This is a genomic window from Candidatus Eremiobacterota bacterium (genome assembly GCA_031082125.1).
In the GTDB taxonomy this organism is placed as follows: Bacteria; Vulcanimicrobiota; CADAWZ01; order CADAWZ01; family Ess09-12; genus Ess09-12.
In genome coordinates this window covers 99,176-111,241 of record JAVHLM010000011.1, presented here as the reverse complement: position 1 = coordinate 111,241, position 12,066 = coordinate 99,176, and the positions used below count along the sequence as shown (strand labels likewise).

Genomic DNA, 12,066 nt, shown 5'->3' with positions numbered 1-12,066 from the left:
TATATATTCTACCACACATGGGATGTCAATACCAGCACCTTGCCCTGTAAGGGCACGACAGCCCTGTGCATATTTTTCTCTCTGCCATCGGCCATTCTTCCTCTCCCGCCCGGTCCCGCATCTTACCGCAGGCAAGAGCGAGGGATTCCCGGAACCGTCCAAGGGCGGCATCTGCCACGTCAACCTGGCGGAACTCCACGGAATCGTCGCTCATAAAGATCAGGAAGGCATCGAGATCGCGGTGCGGCAGGGTGTTTTTCACCGCCATGGCATAAGAGAGGAGCTGGATGCGGTAATCAGAGGGCTTATCCTTGTCAGCGTGTGAATACTTGTAATCCACGAGGTGAACGGGCCCCTTGCCGCCGTCGATAATCAAGTCTATCGTGCCGTGGAGGAACACCTCGACGCCCGCTTCGACCCTCAGGAAAAAGGGATGCTCCCTGTAAAGGCGGGCTTTGGCGTCAAAAAAGCCCAGCCTGGCTGTCTCAGGGGCATCAAGGAACCTGAGCACGGCTTGCATGATGTGCTTCGTCCTTTTGAAAAGATCCGGCTTTCCCTGGCCGATTTTAAGGAGCTGGTGCTCCAGCTCCCCTCGCTGGGTCTCCCTGTCACTGAGAAAGTCCAGCTCCTGGAGAATGCGGTGCATGGCCCAGCCCTGGGCTTCCCTGATCTCCTCGGGCGACTGGCTGTCCAGGGGCATCCCCGCCCCTTCACCATGGCGCATGAGGCTGTCGTAAAGATACTTTCTCTCGCAGGCGTGAAAGGTGAGCAGGTGGGTGGGAGTGAGAAAAAGCGTTGAAGGCAGGGGCTTTTTGCAGTCCAGGCACCGCGCCAGGACGAGGTCGCCGGTGCCTTTGTCCAGCTCCCTGCTGAAAAGCGGCAGTGCCTCGTCAGGGTTTTCCTCAACTTTTCCGGTACTGCCGGGATGGGCAAGTGAAGGCTCCGCATCAACGGGGGCAAGCTCCCGCCGCGGCCGCGATAACGACAGGGCCTGCTCTTTGAGGAGCTTCACCGTGCCATTGTAACGTCTCGGGAATGAAGCTCCCTCCCTGGAGAGGATCACTTCTTTTTCCGTCTCGCCTGAGGCGGTGAAGGAATCAATCACCTCCCGGCCGAGAAATCCGTGGATCTTCTCCCTCCAGGTCCCTTCCTTCTTTTTCCCGATGGGAGCTCCCGTCAGAACAAGGTAATCACGGGCTCTGGTAAGGGCAACGTAAAGGAGCCTGAGGGACTCAGCCTGTTCCTTTTCGCCGTATTCATCCTTGATGAGCTTGTAAAGATAATTGTCATAGGCATCTCCGCTTTCTGAGTCGATATAGCGGCAGGCGATGCCTCTCCCCGGGGCATAGGCGAGGGGCCTGGTCCTGCCTGGCTCGGTTCTTCCGAGGTCGGGCACTATCACGACGGGGAACTCAAGGCCCTTGGCCTGGTGGATGGTCATAATCTTGACGGTTCCCTCGAGCTCCCCGAGAAGCTGCGCTTCCGCCTCAAGGGACTCCTCCCTTACCTCCTTCTCCATCTGGAACACAAAGGCCTCAAGGGTGGAGACTGTGCCCTTTTCATAGCTTCTCCCGATGTTCACGAGCTTGCGGATATTGGCCACCTTCTGCGCTCCCTGGAAGGTTGACAGGAGCACCGCCTCGAGGTCAAAGGATGAGATGATCTCGCCGATGAGCTCCCCGACAGGAAGGGTATCCCTGAGGTCTTCCAGCTTTGAGAGTATTTCCGCTGTCCTTGTGAGCTTCATGTGCTCTTCGTGCGGGAGGGGGGGATACCTGCGAGACCTGAAGGCCTCTGCGAAAGATAAGCCCTGTGCTGCCATGGCGAGCCTTATAAGCGTCTCGTCACTGGTACCCGAAAGAGGCGAGCGGAGCACCCCTGCAAGGCTCACGTCACGGTGGATGCCGCTCAGGTACCTGAGCACGTTCAGTATGTCCAGAACCTCCTGGCAGCGGAAGAATCCCCGTCCTTTCACAAGATAATAAGGGATATTGTACGCGCGGAGCGCCTGCTCATAGGATCGCACATGGGTCAGGGTCCTGAAAAGGAGTGCCACGTCTCCCGGCTGGGCAGGGCGCTGCAGAGGATTCCCCTCTTCATCCTCGTCGATAACGGTGACACCCAGTGAGGGATCGCCAAGGAGGCATATTCTCCTTGCTATGGCATCAGCCTCCAGGGCCCTCCGGGCTGAAGCGGAGCCTTCATCGGCGGTGAGGATGAGCTCCACGCGGCTCTCTTTCAGCAGATACTGCCTCCTGGGCCTGAGATGGTCCATGTCCTGGAACCTTATGAAGGCACTGCCTGTGCCTCCCTGCATGAGGCTCCCGAAGAGAGGGTTGATGACTTCCAGGATGGCATCGAGAGTCCTGAAATTCTCCGAGAAGGAGACCACTTCTCCCCCCTTGCTCTTCACATCGTCTATGACGCGGGAGAAGACTTCCACGTCGGCGCCCCTGAAGAGATATATTGACTGCTTGGCGTCTCCCACGACGAAAAGCTTCCGCGGCTCAAGGGCAATCTTCTCGGGGCGGTCACCGGGAGCGGGGCTGTGCTCATCTCCCTCCTTCTCGGCAAGCAGGTAGACGATCTCCCTCTGAAGCTCATTGGTGTCCTGGAATTCATCGACAAGGATCACCCGGTAGGCTTTCTTGTATTTTCTCCTGAGAGTCTTATTGTTCCTGAGCATATCGCAGGCCAGGCGCAGAAGGTCGTCAAAGTCCAGCAGGGCCATGGATTTTTTTTCCTGGCGGTACTCGATTTCAAGCTCTGAGAGGAGTGAGGCAAAGGCATGCTGCATGGGCAGGGACTGGAAAAACCTCCATATGAGCATGATCTCGCCCGCCTTCGGGTCAGCGATGGCCTTCCCTTCAGCGCAGAGGCCTTTTACCGCTGCCGGAACGCTGCCCTTCAGAAACCCGTGGAGCTCATCAAGGATCTTGAGGTTTCCTGATGGAGATGACGCTGAAAGAGAAAGTATGGCCTGCTCCAGGGAGGGAAAGGAGGGAGAGAGCCTTGCGGCGGCATCGGCAAACTTTGTCTCTTTTTTGACCTGGCCTGTCCTTACTGCGTCAAATATGGCAGCGAGTGCTGCCACCAGGCGGCCCCTGGCATCCTCGAGGTCCCTCAGTGCTTTTTCCTCATGGGTGTGGAAATGATCCTCAAGGATGGCAGTGCTCTCGCCTGAAGATCGGATAGTGGCGAGGGTCTCCATGAGCATCCTGACAAGGGCCGTCATGCCGTAATCCATAACCAGCTGCGTCGCCGTGGCGTCGCGGGCCTGTATCTTCTGAAGCACCAGCCTTGTGGCGCACTCCTCGAGGAGGGCGGCAGCCTGTTTTTCCCGGGCCACCTCAAAGCGGGGGTCGATGCCGGCCTCGAGGGGATGCTCACGGAGCATCCTGTGGCAGAAGGAGTGAAAGGTGCTGATATGGGCAGAGAGGAGGGCCCGCCGGGCATCGATCCAGCGCCGGCGCTTCAGGGGTTCCCTTTCAGACCTGAGGCGCTCATCAATCATCTTCCTGATGCGCTCCTTCATCTCTCCCGCAGCCTTGTCTGTGAAGGTGATGGCCAGGATCTCGTCGATGGTGAGAGGGGGCCTGTCCTCTATGCTCGTATCCCCCGAGAGGAACCGCGAGTTAAGCTCCACGATGGCGGCAGTTTTGCCGGAACCGGCGCCTGCGCTCACGCAGAGGTTTTTTTTAAAGAGAAAGACCAGCTCCTTTTCAGGAGACCACTTTATCCTGTCCATGCTCTTCCTCGCCTTCCATCCTGAAGCGGCACACTTCGCCGTAGTCACAATAGTCGCAGTTGACGCCCGTGGGAACAAACCATCCCTCGCGGATGCGCCCCACGATAAGGGAAGTTTCCAGGGGGAAGCTTCTCCGGCCTTCGCCAGGGGAGCTGATAAGCTCACTGTCTGTTGAAAAATAGGTAAGGAACTCGTCATCGTTGAAGTCCTGCGCCAGGTACTCGGGCTTCCTCAGCAGCGCATAGCCCGACTTTATGCGGGAGCGCGCCGTCGCCTTGAGGCCCTTTTTTTCAAGTATCGATGCGGCGGCCATGGCATAGAGGGGCACCTGGAAGCTCAAGGTCCCTATGTTTTTCCCCTTGATTTTCTCCTTGTACGTCTGGCTTTTTGAGTTCTTGTAGTCAATGACCCTTATGGATCCCGTGGATTCATCAACATCCACCCTGTCGATCTTGCCGGTGAAAAGGAGGGGAAGGCCGTCAGCCCCCTGGAAAGAAAACTCCCCGCTCTCACCGGTCCCGAACTCCATCTCAAAGCAACACGGCGTGAAGGGAGAGGGCTTCAGGTCATAGCCGAGCCAGAGGAGCAGCGTCCGCAGGATGCTCTGCTTTCTTATCTCCCAGAAGTGGGGGTCGCCTGTGGGCCTGGAGCGCTCCCACTCCTGGAAGATCTCATCCGCCATGGTCCTCATCAGGTTCAAGAGGGCCCCCTCATCGCGGGCTGCCAGGAGGTTCTCATCCCTGAGTCGCCTGTAAAACCTTTCAAGAATCTCATGGATCAGGGTGCCTGCCGATGCTGCGTCTATCTCTCTCTCCGGCATGGGAGCCTTTTCCACCCTGAGCACACGCTTCATGAAGAAAACAAAGGGGCAGCGGCCATAATCTTCAAGCTGCGAGGCCGACCACCTGTGGCTCCTGCCCCAGCGTTGCGCCAGGTGTTCGAGAAGATCCTTCTGTGCTATTGCGCCAAAAAAAGAGCAATGTGCACCGTCCTGCGCTGCCATGAGGAAGGACTCCCTGTGCCTCTCGGTGGCACACCGCTGGAAAATCCATTCAAGGCGGCCGCCCGAATTCCTCTCTTCAAGGTATCCGCCAAGGAGAGGGAGCACGTCTGTTCCCCCGGTCTCTCCCGCCGGGCGCCAGAGGCTGTAAGTAAGATAGGTCTCAAGGTCAGCCTTTCTGAAAAGCTGGGAAGGTGAGGGCAATCCACGGGCGCCGGTGGTGTCGCGGGCCACGAGTGCCATGCCATCCTGTTCCTCCCTCACCAGGTCGCACACCTGTTCCAGGAAGTATGAAGGCATAAGGGTCTCGCCTTTTTCGTCCCTTGTGGGATGGGTGAGGTAAAGGGTATTTTCAGCAGTGTTTACCGCGTTGAAGAAGAGGAGATAATCTTCCCAGTGGCTCATGGCGGTGGAAATGAAGAGCTTTCTCCCCAGGATCGCCGCCATTTCCTCCTTTTCCTCGTCGGGAAAAAGCACGTCCTGGGAATGCCTCACGGGGAAGCTCCCCTCGGCCAGACCCCCGACGAAAAGAACAGGCGCCCGGTAGCCCACCAGTTCATAGGCATCAAGCACTCTTATGCCGTCCTGGTCGCCTGGCGCTGCCATGTGGGCGCCTCTCAGGCTTTCCACCAGCAGGTCGTAGAACTCTGCAGTGGTAAGTTTTGTTTCTATCCTGAGCGCCCTGAAGGTCCTCTCGATGTCGGACAGCGTCCTTACAAAGCCTTCAAGGGCCGACATGTCGCGCTGCAGGAGGTCAAGCGGCCAGGCGGTACCTGCCAGGGCTGCCCTGGGGGCCAGGACATTCCTCTCCACCTCGAAACTCCTGATGAATCCCTTCAGGATGCCCGTGAAGCGGTGAACAGGAGCCTCCTGGGCAAGAGGCCGGAGGATTGCCCTGAGTGAGGCGATCACCGCCGCGGCCCTCCCGATTTTCTCCAGAAGCAGGGCTCTTTTCCCCGAACGGTCGCCTTCATCTTCCTCTTCCTCGATGAGGGCCACCCTGTAGCGCTCCAGGGCAGTCTCCCAGGGAAGGGAACCGTCATCAACAATACCTGCGCCTCTCACAAGGTCATCGAGGTCGCTCTCCGAGAGGGGCGGGCCGCTGCCGGAAAGGCACGAACAGTCAATGAATGATGAGCTCAGGAACTCCAGGACCTCCCTTGAGGAAAACCTGGAGCCGATTATCCTGAAAGGCGCCAGCAGGATCCTCACGAGGTGGCTTGAAAGGAGAGGGTTCCCCCTCGGGAAGGTAAAGGGTATCGAGAATTTCTTCCCCTCCTGGGCGACAATCTCGCCGTATCCCACCAGGCTCCTGAATGCCACTACGATATCACGCGGGGCTGCGCCCCCCTCAAGAAGCACCCTTATCTCGCGGCATATCTCGGCCACTTCGTCTTCCATATCGCCTCCCCTGATGAGGCGCACTGTGGCATCGGCCTTGACGGGGATGACTTCAATGAGATCCTCGGGCGGAGTGAAGAGATGGGCCTTCAGGTAATCCCTTGCCGTAAGGAGGGGCTCAGGGGCGCCTCCGGGAAGGAAGTCCAGGGTCAGGGGGGGGAGCGAGTCGGCAAGGTGCTCGAACTGGAGCACGGTGCGCTCAAGATATCGGTACGCATCCTGGCGGTATGGGTCGTAGGGGAGACGGAATGTTATTTTCTGAGGGTGATCGGGCGAGAGCCTGAGGGCTCTCGCGGCCAGGGTGGTGATAAGCCTGAAATCCAGGGCTGAGAGGCGGTAGATGTTTTCAAAGGAGATTTCCTCGAGGGAATCAATGAGAGGGAGCGCCTCAGGGCTTTCCAGCAGCTCCAGGGCCTTCATCTTCTTTCCCGCTTCATCCCAGAGCGCGTCACATTCAGCGTGCCTTCCCCTGTCCCAGGCAGGCCCCTCTCTCAGGGTGGTGAGGTATTCCCGGTAGAGGGCTGCAAGAGCTTCATACTTGCGGCAGGAGTCTCCCATTTCCGGCGCAGCCCTGAAGAGATCTTCAGAGGTCACGAGGGCCTCCCTGAAGGTGGTTATCAGCGAGACCATGAGCTCTATGAATCCTCTGTAGGGGATTATCGATGAGAAGAACTCATCGTCCCTCATCTCTTCCATGGAGGTTTTCACCAGCAGATACTGCCCCAGGAATTCAATGTCTCTCGGTCTCTCTCTCATGGTGGCAAGGATCATGTCCACCAGGCCGGAGAAGAGCATATGGCGCCTTCCGAGGGAAGCGGCATGCCCTGATCTCCCGTCATCCTTCTGGGCCTGCTGGAGCACGGGGATGGTGGGGTGGACAACGACCCCTGGCGGTGAAAGGTTCATAACTACTCACCTGCCTGCTGCAAGAGTGACTTCTTGATTTCTATTGTACACCAGGATATTCGCAGTTTCTGCGAATATCCTGCAAGAGTGCTGCTGAATGATTTGTTACCAATTTTCTCATCATATGATCCGAAATTTTAACAGTGGTTACAAAATTTTAACATGAAAACTCTAGAGAAAGGGGTCGGAGAATGTGATATGGCTCATGAGGGGAATAGGCTATACCACCAGGCGGTGTTCACATCGGCAACAGATTTTGCAGGGGAACCGGTGGCACCATCGTCGAGGGAGGAACGGGGATGAGCCAGGAACACTATAGACAGCAAGCGGAACTCACCGTGACGGCTGTTTCTTTTCATGGAGCCCTCTCTGTCCCCTCTGACGGGCTTCCTGTAAAAAAATCCTCCTTTGCGACGGCCTCCCAGGCTTCATCCCTCAGGAGCGTCTACGGTTTTGACGAGACCCCGAGGGAGGCCTGCCTTTCAGCGGTGCTGGACGTCCTTGAAGGTGTTTTTGATTCATTTATCAATATAGGTGCCGGTGAAAAGATTGCCGCCCTCATGGCTCAGCCCTCTTCCGCGGGAATGCCTGGCAAAGCCCGGGGGGGGACTCAACCCGCTGCACCGGGGAGTCTGCCGGAGAGGCCGGTGAAAAGCAGTCACGGCCATTACGAGAGCGGCATATCCCCTGATGGCATGAGCTGGCTCACAGGGACCCTTGACAAACTGTTCGGCACCTATCAGTGTCTGAGAGGGGCAGAGGAAGCTCATCCTCTTTTCACCATCTGTTCCGCTTCAGATGAGCAGCACAGCATAGACCGCCCAGGTTTCCATGGCGGTGAAAATTCCCGGGAACCCGTCGAAGCCAATCTCGCCCGGATAAATAACGGGATTACCGCCATTCAAAGGCTCGCCCTGCAGGTGTCAAATGAGCAGAAACTCCTTGTAGAGCGTTTCTTCGACGATGTGAGCACCACCAGAAAGCTCCGCCAGGACGGAGGGTCACAGGTTGACCTTCTCGACCTGGTCATGAAGAGACTTACCGATGCCACCTCATCCCAGGGATCTCCCGCCGCAGGAGAGGTGACAAAGAAGCCTATGGGCGCAGCCCTGCAGCCTGAGGAAAAGCCAGAAGGCGCAATTAAGACCGAAGGCACAGGCAGGCCTCAGGGGGGGGAGAAGCCTTCCCAGGCATCAGGGGGCACCATTTCCGGCCTCGCAGAGGCGAAAAAATTCTTTGGGCAGTTCAATGGGCCTGAAAATGAGATCCTGGAGAAAGTCGAGAATGGTACGCTTCTTCAAGCCTCCGGGCGGAAAGAGGGAACTCTTTTTGAAGGCCTTCCCGCCGGGGTTTCTGAAAAGGGGGAGAACACCTTATTAAGAAACAGCAGCGGCAGTCGTGATGACAGCAAGGGCAGCTCAGTCATTGAAAGAATCCTGGGCGGTGCTGAAGAGGGGAAAGAAAACCCGTTCCTGACAGGCCAGTCCGGCAAGAACAATGACAGGGATGAAAAGTCTTTTCTCGATGCTTTACTTGGACGCACTGATGACAAGGAGGGAAACGGCAGGCTTCTTCAAAGGAGAAGCGAGCGCCCTGTCGATGAGCGGTCATTTAATAATACCTCAAGCATGGAGAACACCGAAAGCCGCCTGGCTTCCCGTACCGAAAAAATATCTTCTGATGTGGACAACACCATAAAGAGCATCTCTGTAGATGTTGAAGAAAAAGTAAATTCTCTCTCATCGCAGATCCAGGAACGGGCCAGTGCCGCACTTACGGGGGCAGGCGAGTCCTGCCGCGTCATGGAATCCGTCGAAAAGGCGGTGCTGCCTGCCGGCCAGGCTCAGGTGGAAAAAATTGATATGGAGCTGCGCTCAGGCTATGATACCCTTGAGTCCGGCATATCGGCACAGATTGAAGGAGTGCAGTCAAGCTCGGTAAAAAAGCTTGACAAGGTCTTCGCCGAGATGGATTCAATCCAGACTGCGGCAGCATCAGGAATGGAACGCGGCGACGAGCTTTCAAAGATGAGAGGCCTTTCAGGGTCCCGCAGAGGACAATCCCTGGGAGCTCCCTCGATCATCAGCAGCGCTCCTGCCGGATCTTCCGTGAAAGATAAGCCTGTTTCGCAGATCCAGGAAGAAAAGAGCAAGGTCCTTGAGAATGGAGAAACAAAACGACGCAACTGGGATAACCTCAACTCAGAGATGAGGTCCCTCTATGAGAAGTTTTCCACGCAGATAAAAAGCACCGCCGAGCAGATAAAAAGTGACGCCCGGCAGAAAATAGGGTCGGTTACCGATGGCTTCAGGAAGGTCTGTGAAGGAGCTCCCGAGACACGCCCTGCCGAAAAAGGGCCATCTTCACAGGTCCCCGGGAGCGGAGCTCAGGAGCCTGGAACCGAAATGCAGATGAAGCCCGGCACGGTGAACGTGAAAGTCCCGCCTCAGGAAGCCGTGCCTTCAAAGCCCGGTGCCCTTGTCCCTGAGGGGATTGTGCAGGACAAGCTTTCCAGCCTGAAAAAAGAGGCCTCAATTCCAAAGGAGCTCTCCGAAAGACCGGAGAAAGCCTGGAGCACCCTTCAGAAACTTATGGCGCTCAACGAAACCCTGGCGGGAAGAAGCAATAATGAGGCACACCATCGTGCGGAAGTGCATCCGAAGAATGAGGGAGTCAGGACAAAGCAACCCAGCCAGGAGACTGCCGGGGGGAGAGGCCTCCAGGCTTCTCACAGCGCCTCCGTGGCAAAACCGGAAGTAAGGACAGGGAATATCCCTGAAATACCGTCGCCAGATCAAAGGAAAACGAACATTGCCGGCATTCACAGAGAAAGCGTCCCGGCGGAGAAGAGTGGAGTGCGCCTCACTGAAGGGACAGGTACATCTATAAAGGAAAGATCACAGGAACCCCCGGAGAAGGCTCACGTTTTTACTGAGGTTCAGGCCCCGAAGGCGGAAAAGATACAGGCCCCGAAAGCCGAAGCGATACAGGCCCCGCCGCCAGTCACGCACGCTTTTGTGCCTCGGGAAGCGGCGCCTCTGAAAGCGAAAGATGACGGCCCCTCGCTCAAGGACAGCCCTTCAAAGCCGGCGTCCCCTGTTCAGGAAACTCCGCCCGACGCGCCATCCGTTCCCCAGGCGATGCCGGTCCCCGTGAAGCACTGGGAAAAGGCGCCGCTCCTTATCGAGCCGTCATATCTTTTCGCCTCCCCGAAGATCTGGGAGCCCCAGGTTTCTCCCATCACGCCGGTGGCAAAGAACCATGAGATAAAGGAGATAGTGAGAGAGGGCTCGGTCCATGAGACAGCCAGGGCACCCCTCATGGAGGAGATCCAGGGGAGTCTTACCGCCTCCTCCAGGAGCCAGGTGGCTAAAAGCGATTCAATCCCTCTGCAGAAAGGCTACATAGAGGAAAAGAGCGCCATTCTCTCCATTACTTACAGGGATGGCTTCACCAGGGGAACCCCTCTCCAGGAAAAATCCCATGTGACCAAAAGGAAGGCTCATGATCCCAAGGAGGAGCGCGGGACTCAAAAATCCCTGAACGGCAGCATAGAGAAAATATCGGCCATAAGAAATACCGAGAAGACCTATACCATGCCGGGAGCCATTCTCTCGACCCATGCCCCCCTTGTGGCTGCCGAGATGAACAGGAATTTCATCGTCATTCCCGAGAAAGCTGAAGTGAAGAAGGGCGGATCGACCTCTCTGGTAAGGATCGTTGATGAAGTGGTGCCCGGTGAGAGAAAGCTCAAGGACGAGGGTGAATACAGGCAGTTTTCGGGTGAGCACCGCGGAAGGTTCTCGAGAAGCCCCCTGCTCAAAGGCGCCAGGGTAATAAGAAGCACCGGTGAAGCAGGCAGCGATCCCACGTCAGCAGGTGACAAGGTGCACTTCGAGAGCGCGCGCCAGGAGGAAAGGCTCAAGAATGAGCGTTATCTTGAGAATGCCCAGAAGGTGGGAGAGAGCAGGAAGGCGCCTTCCATGCAGGAAGCGGCAGCGGCCCGGAATGCAGCCACCAGCATAGAATCGGTCATCAAGAAGTCCCAGAGGGAAAACTGGACTGGCAATGAGATGGCGGCAAAGCTTATCTATATGCTGATGAAAGCTTCAAGCACCTTTACTTTTGAACATTCATCGCGCGTGATTGAGCTCTCGGCAGCCCTCGCCAGAGCGCTTGGCATTACTGACGAGGACGATCTCAGGACCGTTGAAGACGGCGCCCGCTTTCACGACATCGGCGAGGTGGAGCTTGATCTCCAGGGAGCGCCGCAGCATGTGAAAGAGCGGCTTTCCCGGTACCTGGGAGTGATGGACCTGAGGAACTGCAGTTTCCTTCATGACATAGGCAAGGTCAAGATCCCTGAAAGCATCCTTTATAAGCCCGGCCGCCTCACCGACGAGGAGTTCGAAGTGCTCAAGCAGCACCCCGTCATCGGTGAGGCCATCCTCAAGCCCCTGCCGTCAATGGCCCATGTGCTCCCCGTGGTGAGGCACCATCACGAGAAATACGACGGCTCCGGGTATCCTGACAGGCTGAGTGGCGGGGATATTCCCCTTGCCGCCAGGATAGTCGGCATTACCGATGCCTTTGATGCAATGGTTTCCGACAGGCCCTACCGCAAAGGCATGTCTCTTGAGGATGCGGTGAAGGAACTGAAGCGCTGCGCAGGAACCCACTTTGATCCGATCCTCGTTGAAAAGTTTATCCATATAGTAAGTACGGAAGCCTTTTAGAGCAGTATTCCCGACAATGTGCACGCATCTTCCTGTCATGGGTGGCTCCAGCTTATTTCAATAAGGGTTTTAGTCCTGTTATCTATGAAAAGCTTCATGACATGGGCTTTTTTTTTATAGGTCATCGTATATTCCCATTCCTCAGGCTTTTTAATAATCCCTTTTCTGCTGCCGATACTGGCTGGCCGGGTTTTGTTAAATAAAGGTTAACAAAAAGAAAACTTTGTGTTAACCTTTTTTACAAATTCATGATTTTATCATTGTCAAAAATAGGT

3 protein-coding genes are annotated in these 12,066 nt (G+C 56.4%); 1 reads left to right on the top strand and 2 read right to left on the bottom strand.

All coding sequences use genetic code 11. From position 1 onward, the window contains the following. Positions 1–25: 25 nt before the first annotated feature. Both RDV48_14065 and RDV48_14060 read right to left on the bottom strand, forming a co-directional pair. Positions 26–3,748, bottom strand: coding sequence for a UvrD-helicase domain-containing protein (locus tag RDV48_14065; GenBank protein MDQ7823921.1), 3,723 nt, complete (start codon positions 3,746–3,748; stop codon positions 26–28). After that, the gene (locus RDV48_14060) at positions 3,723–7,055 is read right to left on the bottom strand and encodes a PD-(D/E)XK nuclease family protein (protein MDQ7823920.1); all 3,333 of its coding nucleotides are present in this window, start codon (positions 7,053–7,055) and stop codon (positions 3,723–3,725) included. The genes RDV48_14065 and RDV48_14060 overlap by 26 nt, the downstream gene beginning before the upstream one ends. 299 nt (positions 7,056–7,354) lie before the next feature. On the opposite strand from RDV48_14060, the gene RDV48_14055 reads away from it, so the two are divergent. Further along, positions 7,355–11,791 (top strand): HD domain-containing phosphohydrolase, encoded by a 4,437-nt coding sequence (locus RDV48_14055; GenBank protein ID MDQ7823919.1) that lies wholly within the window; start codon positions 7,355–7,357, stop codon positions 11,789–11,791. The last annotated feature ends 275 nt before the right edge of the window (positions 11,792–12,066 follow it).